The following is a 14786-nucleotide window of genomic DNA, read 5'->3' on the forward strand; positions in this document are numbered from 1 at the left end:
CGGTTAGGTCAGACGGAACCGGATGGGGAGTGTGAACCGGGTCGCTACGTTCTTGCCTTTTTGTTTCCCGGGTATCCATTTGGGCATACCGCTTACTATGCGGAGTGCCTCGGCATTCAGTTCCGGCGATACTCCCCGCACTATTTTGGGGTCTCTTATATGCCCGTCTTTATCAACAATCATCTGTATGACAACCTGCCCTTGTATGCCCGCTTCCTGTGCAGCTGTAGGATATTTTATATTTTTGTACATATATGCTAAACAAGCTTTCATTCCACCGGGGAATTCCGTAGCCTGTTCAACTACATCAAAAATTTTATTTTCAAGATTCTTATCGGAAGTACTTGCCGGATCGGGCGCCTCATCTATCAGGTGAAACCGTACCGGGACGGTCATTCTGGTGGCTACAGCTATTCCTCTTTGTCTTCCGGGACGCCACTTAGGCATTTCTTTTATTACACGTAATGCTTCGGCGTCCAGTATTGGATGTACACTTTTCGCTACTGTACAGTCGGTAATCGTTCCGTCTGCCCGGATTATGAATTGGGTAACGACTTGTCCATGTATTCCGTTTTCCTGAGCAATAGCGGGGTAGTGGAGGTGATTGCTGATGAACCTTTTCATTTCTGTCACTCCTCCCGGAAACTCCGGCATTTGCTCAACTACTTCAAAGACAGTTTGTTCTTCTGGCTTTTGGGAGGTTGTTTGTCCGGCTGTATTGTCCGTTTGAGGTTGCGAAGCATCTGCCGTATAGGATGGGGTATTTTCTTCAGCCGGAACTTTCGGTTCAATCTGCTCTTCTACTGTTTGCATCATTTCTTTTGCGATGTTTTTAGTAGTACGTGCCACGGCTTCAATGTTGCTTACTATCATTAGGGCAAGAGCCAGCGGGAGAAATAACAGATATTTGGTCCGTCCTATCTCTTTGGTTCTTTTTTTATTCATCATTGTGATGCGATTCTTCAGTGGCAACATATTGAAACTGTTGGAGAGAGTGATTGTACTTTTCTGATGGGCCAATCCCAATAAGTGATACTGATAAGATTTTGAATCATGTCCGGCTTCCAGTACACGGTTGTCGGCCATGTACTCCAGGTTGTTCCGTACTTCCCGTTTCATCAACCATGCAAACGGGTTGAACCAACAGGCGATACACATCAGTTCGCTGATGATAACATCTATGGAGTGCTTTTGCCGGGCATGCGTTCCTTCGTGAGTAAGGATCTCGCTTAACTCATTGTGCGGATGTGCTTGCGGATGAATGAAGATCCAATGGAAAAAAGAGAACGGACCACTTTCTTTGTCAAGCAAATAGACAGGAATTCCTTCTATCTGATCTTTCTGACAATGAAAACGCAACTGCAAAATACTGGCAAACTGGGCAACGAAGCGTATTAAAAGTAATACGACTCCTGCCCAATAGATGATATTTACTGTAGATAAAATAATGTTTTGCCAATCCGTAGTCGCAACTTCAGGAGTTATTTCAATTTCGGGCAATACAATGGTTGCGTATAAATCGGCCATTGCTACCATAGGTTCGTGCGATCTGATCCACTCCTGAATATTCAGCACCGGGTAGAGTGGAGAAATGACAAAGAAGCAAAGCAATACAGTCCGTCGCCACTGAAAAAAGGTGTCTTTGTAGAAAAACAACCGATAGAAGGCGTAGAATAAAGCAATTGCTATATTTATCTTCAGGAAGTATGCCAGTTCGGGGGTCATGTTTTTCAGGGTATTAGCGATTAGTTTTCTTTTCCTTTCTCGATCATGTCGATGATTTCTTTCAGGTCGTTGGTCGATATCTTCTGGTCTTTTGCGAAGAAAGAAACCATTTCTTTGTAAGAGTTTTCAAAGTAGTTCCTTACGACTCCACTCATGAAACTTCGTTTATATTCGCTTTCTTTAATAGCCGGAGTGTACAGGTACGTATTTCCTACGCGCTGTGCCTTTACATATTTTTTCCGTTCGAGATTCTTCACGATGGAGGCCACCGTAGTGTAAGGAGGTACGGGTTGCGCAAATTTGGCAACGATGTCTTTCACGTAGCAACTTTCCAGTTCCCAGATGTAAATCATCACTTCTTCTTCTTGCATTGTCAACTTTTCCATGGAGTATATTTAATTACGTTTATATCACAAAGCTACGAAACGGTCGTAACTAAACAAAGCGAAGTGTGTTAAATGATGTAAATGAATAGGTTGCATATAGTGAGAAGGCTGGGGGAGAGGAGGAAGCCTGTGTGGGTTTTGACACATTTACATTATTTTCAGGATGGCTTCCGCCCAATATTTGCCGAGGATTTTGGCACCTTCTTTATTTGGATGCAGATAGAAAGTCCCTGCGTTTCCATTCTCCGGAGTAAAATAGCTCTGATAATTGTTCCGGAAGAAGTCGGAAGCAGCTGTATCTCCCAGAAATACCTGATTGGGCTTGGTCTGTGTGTAATGGTCGATCAGTTTATGAAGCATGGGAGTGTAACTTTCCAACCGTTTTAGTCCGGCAGCAAGATAGACTGCACCGTTATAAGTGTTCGGACTATACCAGATAGGCTGGTGAATCACGATTTTACATTTCGGATACAGGGAAATCAACTCGTCAACGATTGTTTTCATATTGGTATAATAGGACACCGGTTCTACCGGAGCCCCGAAGGGCCCGGTGCAGGCACTGTCGTTGGTGCCCAGCATGATAGAAAAAAGCAGTGTCCCTTTATGTTGACTCAATTCCTGTGCGGCAGACTTGACATTCGGGAATTGTTTTCCGGCTACCGGCAGGAAATCAAGGGTAGTCATACCGCTCACTCCGCAATTACGATAGGTGACGGATTGTTTTACTACTTGTCCGATGTATTGGCTGGCTTGTACCGGAGGTGCTTCTGTCCCGGGATTTTTCAGTGTAGCACCTTGGGTGATACTGTTGCCTATGTATACTATGTTAATGTCTTGCGCATATAGTTTACTTATGCAGATACTCAATAAAAGGCAGAAGGAGACAAATGACTTCATGATTTTAATTTCAATGGTTAGCGTATCGTTTTGTTTATGGCTTGCTGGATTAGCTTTTCCATCACGCCGTACCCTTCAGAAGTAGGGTGTACTCCATCTTTGGTATAGGCGGGATTCAGAGCTTTGTCATTACCGCTTACCATCGATGAATAATAGTCTACAAACGGAATCTTGTTTGCTTTGGCGTATGCTTTCAGGCGTGCATTGAGTGAGGCTATCTTTTGTGGTGCATCTTTGATGGACGGATTCCAGCCAAAGCCAGCAGCCGGCAAAGTGGTAGTCAATATCACTTTTATATGGTTGGCTTTTGCCAGTTCCACCATCGAAACGATATTGCCAAAAGTCCGGTCTTCATGGTACGTTCCTGTATTCTCGGCAATGTCGTTGGTGGCGGCATTGATCACTACTAATGCGGGGGATAAATTGATCACATCTTCTCTGAAACGTACCAGGAACTGGTAAGAAGTCTGCCCACCGATACCCCGGCCGATATAACCGTTGTTTTTGAAGAAATCAGGATGTGTGTTAACCCATCCTTCCGTGATGGAATTGCCCATGAAGACTACTCTCTTTTCATTTTTCTCCGGCTTGGGGAGTTCGGCATTTTGCTGTGCATAGCGTTGCAGGCTGGCCCAGTCTTTTTCTTGGGCATTGATTCCTATAAATGATGCTCCGAGGCAGAAGACAGCCATCAGCATCCAGCGGTGTATTATTTGTTTTTTCATTTTTGTAATATGCTATATCACCACAGAGTGACACAGAGTCCCACAGAGAAACTTTTTTCATAAATATTCCATTAGCAAGAGATGAAGACTCTGTGTGTTCTGTGGTGAACTTGATTTATATTCTATTTCATTTTAATTGTTCCGGCCCATCCCCCGTTGCGTACCATTTTCAATGTCATGCGGGTTTGATTGTTCACGGTAGACTCCTTTTTCTTGTAATCCATTGCTTGACGGTCAGCGTTAATGCCATCTTCAAATGAGGTTAATGTGAATGATTGTCCTGCCGGAAGGAATCCAAGGTCGATCTCGATGTTTTGTGGTTGATTGCCGGTGATACTTCCGATGAACCACTGTTCTCCTTTTCGTTTGGCTACGACGACTGCTTCACCTACTTTAGCATAAAGGACCTTGGTTTCATCCCAGGTGACGGGAACACTTGCGATAAATTCGGTACAGGGAAGTTCCCTATAATAGTAAACCGGGTTGTCGGCTAACATTTGCAGACCACTTTCGAAGATGATGAAAAGAGCCATTTGGAAAGCACGTGTTCCTGAGCCCATGGCGTTGGCGCGGGTAGAACGGTTGTCTTCTGGCTGAGCGGAAATCATTGATCCCGGAGTGAAGTCCATCGGACCCACAGCATTACGCATAAAGGGTAAATAGATACTGTTTTCGGGTTTGCAGTTGCCACCTTGTTCCATGCCCAATACACCTTCGTAAGAGAGTACGTTCGGATATTTCCGTTCCAGTCCCGCAGGCTTGAAGGCACCATGGAAATCCACAAATAGTTTATGTTTAGCTGCTTCTTGGGCTACACGTTCGTAGTAGTTTACCATCCACTGATCGCTGCGGTCCATAAAGTCTATCTTTACTCCCGCGATGCCCCAGTCGGCAAAAGTCTTAAAGAGATCGAAGTGATTCTCGACAGTAAGCCATGGTAGCCAGAGTACGATTTTCACGTTTCGTTCTTTTCCGTACTGAATTAACTCAGGGAGGTTGATAGTAGAATTGGGAGTAAACGGATCACGTGTGTTTTTGGCCCAGCCTTCATCCATGATGATGTAGGGGATGCCGAATCTGGAAGCAAAGTCAATGTAGTATTTATACGAATCCATGTTGTAGCCGGAACGGAAATCTACCCCATAGAGACGTGCATCGTGCCACCACTCCCAGCTCACCTGCCCCGGTTTGATCCAACTGTAGTCTTCAAGGACACAAGGAGTGGAAAGGTTATATACCATTTCGTTTTCAATAATCTCTTTGTCTTCTTTTGAGATTACCATCATTCGCCAGGGGAATGAACGCTTTCCGGTTGTTTTGGCAATATAATCAGCTTCTTTAGTGATCTTGAGGCTACGGTCACCATCTTCGCCAAATGCCAAAGGTGCTTTGGGGAAAAGAGATTGCATCCCATTCTTGCCGGTGCCTTTGAGGAACATACAAGGATAATCGAATAGGTCAGCTTCGGATATCAGGATTTTATATGCTTTGTCCGTTTCTATCAGTACGGGCAGGTAACTCATACGATCGGTGGCAGCATAGTTTTCCGTATCTATATGAGTATATGGATATTCGTAAGAGGTTTTAAAACCATCCGGTTGTGATAAGTGGGCTTTGTAGTTGGCAGGAAAATTAATTGCGAAATCTTCTCCCATTACAATGTTATCCTCTTTTTTGTCTGTAACAAAACGGTAAGCCATACCGTTATCGAATACCCGGAACTCAACGGCATAGTTTCCGCTGAAGTTCATCCTCAGCGTGTTACAGTGGTTCTTTACGATAGCATTTTTAAAAGGTATCTCACGTTTCACACTTTCGTCAATGGTTCCACGTTTCGTGCTCCGCAGCCTGGGATTGTTCCCCAGTGTTTCATTTTGCAGTTGGAGGTTGAGATAACAATCCTTTAATAGTTGGTTGTTATCATAAGACACTGAATAGTAGATTCGGTCCTTGATATCTACCGATACTTTAATGGCTCCGTTGGGAGACATTATGTCAATCACTTTAGCGTACACGCTATTTCCGCTTATTACTGCCAATGCGAGCAAAAGGGACATCATTTTTCTTTTCATAACATGTGTTTTATTATTGTATGTGTTGTGTTTACATCTTCCACTTGAAAATATAAACGCCTCGAATGTACTAATTATCTTTGTTTCAGACAATAGCTGTCCGATATATTTTCGGGTTGAATTGCAATAGCAGGTATTTCCGGATAAATCCGGAATAAATATGTGTATGTGATTATGAAAGAATAGGTTTTCCTTTGCCTTTCATTTCTTTGTATTTATCAATGACATGCTTACGGCTCTTGATGATCTGCCAGCGATATACCCAGCAGGTAGTCAGGAAGTAGAATCCCGTTTGTATCCATAACGCTTTATATTCAAATGGGATCTCACTCAGTGTCGCCCCCATGTTATTGATCCGCACAAATCCGTTAATGCCGAAAGTAGACGGGAATATATAAGAGAAATATTTCCAGAACGGCGGTATGGCTGCTCCCGGCCAGGAGATTCCCGAAATAAACAGTAACGGAACAGACGTGAAGACGAATATCAGCATGCACGTTTCCCGGTTACGGATGGCAATGGACACAGTCATGGCAAAGAAGATGCAAGCCATCAGATAGGGAAGGATAAATAACGCTAATGTACCCGGTTGTCCGATTTGGTTGAGGCTGAACATGCGGGGAACCGCACAAAGTACGTAAACAGATACGAGCGAATAGACCATGAAATAGCTTAGTCCTTTACCCATTACAATACGCAGCGTGCCGTTGTAATGCCGGTTAATGGGCACCAGATCTTTGAAGCGGTTGTTTTCGCGGGCGGTGCCGGCAGAAAGTCCGATACCCAACAGTAAAGTCTGCTGAATAATCAGGATTAGTACTGCCGGTATCAGGAAAGCGGCAAAACCGTTAGTCGGATTGAACATTGCCACGTCTTCATATTCGATGGGGTAGGCTGTGATCTCATCCTGGCGGTCGGTGGTATTGCCCGAACGGGTTATTTTGATATTTTCGTTCATGTCTAAAGATACGGCTGTGTTAGCCAGAAGCATACTTTTGTAATATAGCAGTCCGCTCATATCACAATAAATACTTACCTGAGTCTGTTTACCTTGTGCTATGTTATCACTAAATTCTTTGGGAATATAAATGATGCCATAAGCCAGACGGTCTTTCAGCATTTGTTTGGCTTCTTCCATATCGGCACAATACGCTACGATTTCTATATCGGGAGTGGCGTCCACTTTGCGCAGATATTCGCGGCTGAGTGAAGAGCGTGAATCGTCTACTACCACTGCGGGCACTTCGCGCACCACTTCGTTGGTATAGATGAAGCTATAAATCAACGGATATACCAATGGCACGAGTACGAAGAAAATCAATACTCCCTGGTCACGGAAGGTGGTTCCAAACTCCCGTTTCCAGATATAAAACAGGTCGTTGACTCCTTGTGCTATTTTATCTTTTAATTTTATATCTTTCATTAGGGCATGTATTTATAGTATATCAAAGCTTCCTTCAACCGGTGAACCACGAAGAAAGGAAGTAACATAAAAATCAATAACGCCATATAATTGGACCAGGAATAAGCCATACTGTATCCGTTGAGTGCCTGGTCTACGTAAATGAGAAAGTAATGCCGTAGTGGGAACAGGTTGCTCAATGCCTGCAATACCGGATTCATAGCCATTACCGGGAAAGAGAATCCCGATATGGAGAAAGAGATGACTCCCCATAATGATGCAAAACTCAATCCGAGGCGGAGTGTAGGCAAAGTGCCTATCATCACGATGCCACAACATTGTGAAGCCAGTACAAGACACAAAGTGGCCAGCAGCATAGGGAGGATGCCACTGTTGCATGGGAAATGCAGGAATCCGTACAGGTATACATTATAAAATATACCCATGATGAAGAACACTACCGTTTGTGGAAGAAGTTTACCTGCCAATGCGATATAAATGGAGTTATTGCTCAGACGCAACCACTCACGTGCGGTACGGTCTTTGATTTCCACGCCGATGGAGAATACCGTTACCATGAATATCATCAGCATAAGTACTCCCGGTACAAGGGTGTTGCACAAGTAGACCGAGTAGTTCAACCATGGATTCTGTATCGGGTGTGTATCGATGACTATCGGTTGGAGGTATCCCATGGCTTGGTCCTCTGTTGCACCTTTAGCGTACAGTACCGAACGGCTGACTGCCCCTGATGCAAGCTCGGACATCATCTTCATGTCTTTGAAAAGCAGTGAGCCGGCAATCAGGTACGAGTTGTTGGTATAGAAAGATATTTTGGGTTGTCGTTGGCTTTGAGCGTCGGCCGACAACCCTTTGGGAATATAGAAGAACCCATAAATTTTGCCTTCCTGCATTGCAGTGCGGGCTTCATTCACACTTCCATAACGGGCCACGATAGCCGTTTGCCCGAAGGCATCCAAATTGCGGAGGATATTTCTCGAACTGGTTGAGTTGTCCAGATCGACAGCACCGACAGGCATGTCGGTGGGCAGCCCCGAGTCCATCAGCGTAGTGAAGAAGATATAGCAGAATAACGGGGCTATCACCATGCAGAAGAGATAGAGCGGACGGGACACAAGACGGCGACATTCGCGCTTCATGACCAGCCAGAGGGCTATATATTTCTTTTTTCTTTCTTTCATTTTTTAAGGATGACTGACATTCCCGGACGCAGATTGCCTACTTTTTCAGCCGGAGTAGCTTTTACTTCGAAAGTTTTCAGATCGAACTGTCCTGTAGTTTTAGTTGCTTTCCAGGCAGCGTAAGTACCCAGATCCTTCATGTAGTATACTTTCAGGCGAATCGTTTTGTTGTCCAGTGCGGGCACGATAGCGTCAAATTCAGATCCCATTGTCAGGTTCTTCAATAAATCCTCGCGCACATTGAATGTCACCCACATGTCATCCATCACTGCAATGTTCATAATCGGTGCACCTGTGCCTACCAACTCGCCCACTTTGGGAAATATCTCAGAAACCTCTCCGGCTGTCTGAGCAATCAAATAAGTCTCTTTGATGTACGATTCCACTTCGGCAACAGCTCCTTTGGCACGGTCTACCAAAGCGGCGGCAGCCATTTTGTCCTCACGTTCGGCACCGTTCTTAGCCATGGTATATTGGGCCTTTGCTGCTTTTTCTGTGGCGATGGCTGCATTACGTTGCGCAGTGACTTCGTCCAGCTTTTGTGCAGGCATGACTCCCTGGTCGAACAGATTTTTAACACGCTTGTATGATTTCTCTGCTATATCAACACCGGCTATCGCCTTTTGCCACATTTCATAAGCTGCCTGGATCTGTTCCTGACGTGCCCCTTTGATTGCTTTTTCGTTTTGTGCCTGAGCAGCGGCTTCAGCTGCACGTGCCTGTTCCATTTTTGCCATTACGTCCGGAGCTTCCAGTATGGCGAGAGTGTCTCCCGCTTGTACTGTTTGTCCCTCTTTCACACGGAATTCCAGAATGCGTCCGGGAACTTTGCTCGAAACGCGGTATTCGGTCACCTCGGCCTGTCCCTGAATAATTTCCGGACCTTTGCGGAGCATGAAGAAACCGACAACTGCAACCAGTACAATAACTCCCAGCAGAGTGAGGAATGCAAGCAGCATATTGCTGTTCTGTGATTTTTGTGATGTCATCTTATTTACGATTTTACGATTTACGATTGAGATTGGCTTTCTCTAAATTTACTTATTCATTTTATTTCAGTGTTCCCAATGACTTCTGCAGGTAGATCTCTGTTAACTTCACATCAATCTGTGCATCGATCTTTTCCGATTGGGCCGACAACCAGGCAGTATGGGCTTCAAGTACGTTGCTTGGAGCAATTACTCCTTCTTCGAATCCAAGGGTGGCGTAGCGCAGGTTTTCGTCAGCTTTCTCAAGGTTCTTTTTCGCCATGGTCAGTTTCTTTGCTGCCTCGTTCACTTTGAAGGCCGATTGGTTGACCTGCAACTCTATTTTTTCTTTGGCATCTTCCAGTTGATACTGAGCGATGCGTGCTTCTGCTTTGGCTGCCTTTACTTTATAGAGGCCCTCTCCCCAGTGCCAGATGGGTAATTGAAGCATGATGCCTACATTCCACATTCCTTTGAATTTATTTTCAAAGCTGTTGAATACGGAAGGGTTAGTAACCATATAGTTTCCCATCAGTGCTAAAGACGGAAGATGCTCGGAGCGGGTTACGTTTATTTTTTGTTGATAAATTTTGGTTGCCAGTTCCAGGCTCCGTATTTCAGGCCGGTTGGCATAGGCTGTTTCAACCTCAAAGTCGGTAGTAACAGGCATTAACGGAATGTCGTCGATGTCTTCGTCGGCCAATACGACGGGGGTACTCAGATCGATGCCGCACAGTTGGCACAGTAGCATCCGCGAAAGGCTGAGTCCGTCTTCAACCTTTGTCAGTGTCATTTCGGCTTCGTTTACCTTCACCCGAACCGAGAGTCCGTCCGCTTTAGTGGCTACCCCTTCGGCAATCATCTTTTCTACATCACTGTCCAGTTTCTGCAATAGCTTCAGGTAGCTTTCCGCGAGTTTTTTCTTGTTGACCAACGAGATAACCTGCCAATAGGCCTGATCCGTGCTGAGAATCACCTCTTGCATACCCGAATTGTGCTGTTGGCGAGCCAACTCTTCAGCGTATTTAGTGATTTTGTTGTATGCCCGGATTTTGCCGCCCATGTATAATGGCTGTGTCAGGGTGATGGCTCCTGCATATACATTGCGGGTATCGGTACGGAATGCGTCTACAATAGAACTTCCGGCTTCGTTCAAGGCCGGTACGATAGCCCCTCCCAGTTGCGACAAAACCGGGGCCAGTTCAGGATGGAGCTGTCCGATGACTTGTGCAGCCTGCTGCAGTGGTCCGCTTATGCTGTTTCCTAAGCCCGATAGGGCAGCTTTCTGATCACTGTTGAGCAGCGAGAATTCTTTTTGGTTACGCATATAGGCCCCTGTAGCAGAGAAGTTGGGTAAGTAGTTCGTAAAAGCTGCTTTGTTTTGATAGTGTGCAGCATTTATTTTCTCTCCGCTTATCAACAACTCTTTGTTGTTAGCAATGGCCAATGCACGGCAACTATCTAAGGATAGGATTCCCTGTGATTTCAGAGAGAAAGTAGTTGTCAGGAGAAAAAACAGAAACAGGATTTTTTTCATCGCATCTTATACATTATAAAGGTAATACTTCATTTTAAAGAACAATGCTTGCGGGCTGTTTGTTTATCCGGTTTTGTTCTTGTTATCCTTGTTAGGACAAGAAACAATAATTGCATAAACAACGATGCAAATATAAAGGGTTAATCTTAAAAAGCAAAACGATTTAATTTTTTTTGTTATTTAGGCCTGATGTTTGAATACCGGGCGATGTATTCTCGCTTTTTCAATTAACATTGTTAATCGCATTCTGGGGCTTCTTCTTTTCCAAATGCAAATAACAAGCCTTTTGCATTTAAATGACTTGTTATTTGAATCTAAAGAGCAGACTTTAACATTGTGTTAAAGCAAGTCTTTTCCCAGCAAGAGTTTAGTGTTTTGAATGTCTTGCCTTTCATCTGTTTAAGTATCATCGTGCCTTTTTCTATCCAACTAAGACTTTGCAGGCTGAAAGCCTGTATACTTGCTTATTTATCAACTATGGATTGATCCTGTCTTCCCGAATCATTTTTTTCGTAATATTGCGTACCCGATTGCATACTTTGGTTGTAGTATAATAAACAACTATTGCGAATTGGTATTTAGCTTACTGGTTCAAAAGCCTTATTTAAGGTTTCTGTTTTTCAATAACACGAACAGAGAAGCAGAAAGGAAAGTTTCGTGGCAATAGTAGACAATAACCTTTTTATTCTTATATCTGGAGATTTCCAGATTGCGTTTTGAGCATCTTCGCATAACTGGGCCGGGAGCAACCCCAATAGGGGGTATTTACCCGATTTACTGATATGGTTCGGATCAAAAGTGGCAGTAGCACGAATATTTAATTAAAAGGAGCAGAGGAATTATTTATTCTCTGCTCCTTCAATACCTATTCTTAATTGCTCCCTCCTTCTTTATTACTTTTGGAAAAAAGAGCCCTTGCTTTTTCTGAACGATAGTACATTCCATCATCAAAAGTAAGATAATTATCTCCCACTGTTTGTCTGAATGCACCATTGATTATAATTTCATTACCTTCCTTTATATAGTTAAATGTGTTCAAAAGTTTTGATGCTTTGTAGTCTTTATCAAGGCTATACTTTTCAATTGTTTTTGCTCCGAAGAAAAGTCCTACTGCTTTTACACCACCTTCTACCCGTTCTTCAGCTTGAAATTGATGTATCCAGATTGAATTATTTAAAGAATAATCTGCTTCCTTATGACAAGACGACAAAGCCAACAAAATAATTGTGCAGATAAAGAAAGTTATTTGTTTTTTCATCTTTTAAATCGTTTAAATGTAAAGAAACTATTCATGCTTCTAAGATTGTAGAGAAAAAAGAAATAAAAATAAATCGATTTTTACTTTTTCATGTTTGTTTTTTTGTTTGTAATATTTTTTTATCATAATTACTCTTCTGTTTTTTAAAATTAGAATCTATCAAAAATTAATAGTTCATGTTACATATAATACAATCCATATTAAAACCCTACTCAACTCGAAACACGAAAAAGAAGTTAATATATTATCATTCTTTCAATATATATGAAGCAGGCTTAACATTGATTTATTATAGAGACAGTTTTTTTACGTAAATTCCCTATTGAGCCAAAGCAATATCATTTAAACAAATGACTTCGTTCCCTGTCAAATGACAAATGTGCCTTGGGTAAATTCTTTTTCATTAACCCAGTGCCGGAAAGTGCATAAATGGATGTATCTAATTTATAAGACTTCGGGAGTAACTTCATCAATAAGATAGAATTGAAGTAATAAAAAAGAGGATGTGCCAGAAGCCGGTTACTTAGTAACCATTCTGGCGCATCCTCTTTTAAAGTATATGGTTTTAAAGTTTTAGTCCAATGTGAACTTCTGCGATCCAATCATCGTTCCGTCAGCAAAGATGTCTACCCGATAGTCGCCGGCATACAGAAACTCTTCCACATCCCAGAATACGTTAATAGTTTGTTCTTCCCCATTGTATTCGATGTACTTTTTGATAGAGTAGCCTAACGTACGGTTTTCATAAGGGAAAGTGTTTGACGGGCTTTTGGTCAATACATCGTTATCCGGTTTCGTTATCCGGATGTAGAGTGTCCGTTCTCCGGTTTCGGCAGTGATATTTTTGACAATCGTAAAACCGATGGCCAGTTTTACGATATCCTTTACTTTTTTAGCTTTTTTGCCACGTTTGTTGCGAGGTTCAATCCAGATATTGGTTGCATCCAACTGAGCAGCTAATGTAACTTTTTGATTAAGGTTCTTCTTTTCTTCAGACAAATTATTGATCTGGCGTGAAGCCGCATTGTATTTCTGCGTTACTTCTGCTATCACTTGTTTTTGCTGGGCGGTCAGTTTATTCAGCGAGTCAATCTGATTGATGTAACCGATCATTACTTTTCTCAGTGTTGCCAATTCTTTTTTCAGGCGTCTTATCTCTGTGGCGTTACTGCTCTTTACCGTACGGAGTTCTTCAAGCAGGCGTTGCGTCTTGACCTGCTCCTGAGCCAGCAAGTCTGCCAAAGAGTCGTTCGATACAGTCAGTTTCAGTTCGTCATATTGCTGTGCAAAGCGAGTGTACTCATTTTCAAGATCTTCTTTGTCCAATTGGAATTCCTGAACCAGTTCACGGTTAGTCTGTTTTTCGGAGAATAACAGATAAGTAAGACCGATGAGCGCGAGCACCAAAACAGATACGGCAATGATCAGCAGATTCTTTTTATTCATATTCTATAAGGTTGAATGATAAAACGCTGCAAAAGTAATCATTTCAATACAGAGTAACACAGTCTATTCACTTTTCTTTAACTAAAATTATTATGGAAAAATTTCTTTAATTTCGATTATCGTTGTACTTTTGCCGTCACGAAAACGATACGAACTAATTATCAACTTTATTAAAATATAAGTATTATGTCAAAAGTAACCGTAGTAGGCGCAGGTAACGTAGGTGCTACATGTGCAAATGTACTGGCCTTCAATGAAGTGGCAGACGAAGTAGTAATGCTGGACGTAAAAGAAGGCGTTTCAGAAGGTAAAGCAATGGATATGATGCAGACTGCTCAGTTGTTGGGTTTCGACACAACAATCGTTGGTTGCACAAATGATTATGCTCAGACTGCTAACTCTGACGTGGTTGTGATCACTTCTGGTATTCCTCGTAAACCGGGCATGACTCGTGAAGAACTGATCGGGGTAAATGCCGGTATCGTGAAATCAGTAGCAGAAAATCTTTTGAAATACTCTCCGAATGCTATTATCGTAGTTATCTCTAACCCGATGGATACAATGACTTATCTGGCATTGAAATCACTCGGATTGCCGAAAAACCGTGTTATCGGTATGGGCGGTGCTTTGGATAGCTCACGTTTTAAATATTTCTTGTCTCAGGCTTTGGGTTGCAATGCAAACGAAGTAGAAGGTATGGTGATCGGTGGTCATGGTGACACTACTATGATTCCGTTGGCTCGTCTGGCCACTTACAAAGGACAGCCGGTCAGCACACTGCTGAGCGAAGAAAAGCTGAACGAAGTAGTTGCTTCTACTATGGTAGGTGGTGCTACTCTGACTAAGTTGCTGGGCACTTCTGCATGGTATGCACCGGGTGCGGCAGGAGCTTATGTCGTAGAATCTATCATCCACAACCAGAAGAAGATGATTCCTTGCTCAGTAATGCTTGAAGGTGAATACGGTGAATCTGATCTTTGTATCGGTGTTCCTGTAATCTTGGGTAAGAACGGTATCGAGAAAATCGTTGAACTGGAATTGACTGCTGACGAAAAAGCAAAATTTGCGGCAAGCGCAAAGGCTGTTCATGGAACTAACGCAGCTCTGAAAGAAGTTGGTGCTCTCTAATTTGAATGCCGGATTCTTAATCTGAAAATAGAATATGCGG

Annotated in this window: 12 protein-coding genes; 1 reads left to right on the forward strand and 11 read right to left on the reverse strand. The window is 43.0% G+C overall.

From position 1 onward, the window contains the following. Nucleotides 1-3: 3 nt before the first annotated feature. The 11 genes from JZY04_RS15840 to JZY04_RS15890 all read right to left on the reverse strand — a co-directional run bounded on the left by JZY04_RS15840 (nt 4) and on the right by JZY04_RS15890 (nt 13618). Nucleotides 4-1725, reverse strand: a complete 1722-nt coding sequence (locus JZY04_RS15840; protein WP_122142993.1) for a M56 family metallopeptidase — start codon at nt 1723-1725, stop codon at nt 4-6. A gap of 20 nt (nt 1726-1745) precedes the next feature. After that, the gene (locus JZY04_RS15845) at nt 1746-2111 is read right to left on the reverse strand and encodes a BlaI/MecI/CopY family transcriptional regulator (RefSeq protein ID WP_122142994.1); all 366 of its coding nucleotides are present in this window, start codon (nt 2109-2111) and stop codon (nt 1746-1748) included. 147 nt (nt 2112-2258) lie between these two features. Continuing rightward, nucleotides 2259-3008, reverse strand: a complete 750-nt coding sequence (locus JZY04_RS15850) for an SGNH/GDSL hydrolase family protein (RefSeq protein WP_005821960.1) — start codon at nt 3006-3008, stop codon at nt 2259-2261. Between the two features lie 17 nt (nt 3009-3025). After that, on the reverse strand, nt 3026-3706 hold the full coding sequence (locus tag JZY04_RS15855; RefSeq protein ID WP_005821959.1) for an SGNH/GDSL hydrolase family protein: 681 nt from the start codon (nt 3704-3706) through the stop codon (nt 3026-3028). Between the two features lie 149 nt (nt 3707-3855). Beyond that, on the reverse strand, nt 3856-5805 hold the full coding sequence (locus tag JZY04_RS15860) for a glycoside hydrolase family 97 protein (protein ID WP_122142995.1): 1950 nt from the start codon (nt 5803-5805) through the stop codon (nt 3856-3858). A gap of 172 nt (nt 5806-5977) precedes the next feature. Then, nucleotides 5978-7228 (reverse strand): ABC transporter permease, encoded by a 1251-nt coding sequence (locus tag JZY04_RS15865; RefSeq protein WP_122142996.1) that lies wholly within the window; start codon nt 7226-7228, stop codon nt 5978-5980. Beyond that, nucleotides 7228-8409, reverse strand: a complete 1182-nt coding sequence (locus JZY04_RS15870; RefSeq protein ID WP_122142997.1) for an ABC transporter permease — start codon at nt 8407-8409, stop codon at nt 7228-7230. Before JZY04_RS15870 ends, JZY04_RS15865 begins: the two co-directional genes overlap by 1 nt. Then, complete coding sequence (locus tag JZY04_RS15875) at nt 8406-9398, reverse strand: HlyD family secretion protein (RefSeq protein ID WP_122142998.1); 993 nt, start codon at nt 9396-9398, stop codon at nt 8406-8408. Before JZY04_RS15875 ends, JZY04_RS15870 begins: the two co-directional genes overlap by 4 nt. Nucleotides 9399-9459: 61 nt before the next feature. Continuing rightward, nucleotides 9460-10914, reverse strand: a complete 1455-nt coding sequence (locus JZY04_RS15880) for a TolC family protein (protein ID WP_005782478.1) — start codon at nt 10912-10914, stop codon at nt 9460-9462. Between the two features lie 871 nt (nt 10915-11785). Next, nucleotides 11786-12172 carry a hypothetical protein gene (locus tag JZY04_RS15885; protein WP_250707129.1) on the reverse strand — a complete coding sequence of 129 codons (387 nt, stop codon included), beginning with the start codon at nt 12170-12172 and terminating at the stop codon, nt 11786-11788. 573 nt (nt 12173-12745) lie between these two features. Further along, nucleotides 12746-13618 carry a hypothetical protein gene (locus JZY04_RS15890; RefSeq protein WP_005782494.1) on the reverse strand — a complete coding sequence of 291 codons (873 nt, stop codon included), beginning with the start codon at nt 13616-13618 and terminating at the stop codon, nt 12746-12748. Between the two features lie 186 nt (nt 13619-13804). On the opposite strand from JZY04_RS15890, the gene mdh reads away from it, so the two are divergent. Then, nucleotides 13805-14746, forward strand: a complete 942-nt coding sequence (mdh, locus tag JZY04_RS15895) for a malate dehydrogenase (protein WP_005782497.1) — start codon at nt 13805-13807, stop codon at nt 14744-14746. Nucleotides 14747-14786 lie beyond the last annotated feature (40 nt).

The organism is Bacteroides sp. 11BF (genome assembly GCF_019633765.1).
Taxonomy (GTDB): domain Bacteria; phylum Bacteroidota; class Bacteroidia; order Bacteroidales; family Bacteroidaceae; genus Bacteroides; species Bacteroides hominis.

Excerpts from the sequence above, each read along its gene's own strand:
- JZY04_RS15870 (WP_122142997.1), bottom strand. The coding sequence starts at position 8,409 with ATGAAAGAAAGAAAAAAGAAATATATAGCCCTCTGGCTGGTCATGAAG.
- JZY04_RS15845 (WP_122142994.1), bottom strand. The coding sequence starts at position 2,111 with ATGGAAAAGTTGACAATGCAAGAAGAAGAAGTGATGATTTACATCTGG.
- JZY04_RS15875 (WP_122142998.1), bottom strand. The coding sequence starts at position 9,398 with ATGACATCACAAAAATCACAGAACAGCAATATGCTGCTTGCATTCCTC.
- JZY04_RS15855 (WP_005821959.1), bottom strand. The coding sequence starts at position 3,706 with ATGCTGATGGCTGTCTTCTGCCTCGGAGCATCATTTATAGGAATCAAT.
- JZY04_RS15850 (WP_005821960.1), bottom strand. The coding sequence starts at position 3,008 with ATGAAGTCATTTGTCTCCTTCTGCCTTTTATTGAGTATCTGCATAAGT.
- JZY04_RS15865 (WP_122142996.1), bottom strand. The coding sequence starts at position 7,228 with ATGAAAGATATAAAATTAAAAGATAAAATAGCACAAGGAGTCAACGAC.
- JZY04_RS15840 (WP_122142993.1), bottom strand. The coding sequence starts at position 1,725 with ATGACCCCCGAACTGGCATACTTCCTGAAGATAAATATAGCAATTGCT.
- JZY04_RS15890 (WP_005782494.1), bottom strand. The coding sequence starts at position 13,618 with ATGAATAAAAAGAATCTGCTGATCATTGCCGTATCTGTTTTGGTGCTC.
- JZY04_RS15885 (WP_250707129.1), bottom strand. The coding sequence starts at position 12,172 with ATGAAAAAACAAATAACTTTCTTTATCTGCACAATTATTTTGTTGGCT.
- JZY04_RS15880 (WP_005782478.1), bottom strand. The coding sequence starts at position 10,914 with ATGAAAAAAATCCTGTTTCTGTTTTTTCTCCTGACAACTACTTTCTCT.
- mdh (WP_005782497.1), top strand. The coding sequence starts at position 13,805 with ATGTCAAAAGTAACCGTAGTAGGCGCAGGTAACGTAGGTGCTACATGT.
- JZY04_RS15860 (WP_122142995.1), bottom strand. The coding sequence starts at position 5,805 with ATGAAAAGAAAAATGATGTCCCTTTTGCTCGCATTGGCAGTAATAAGC.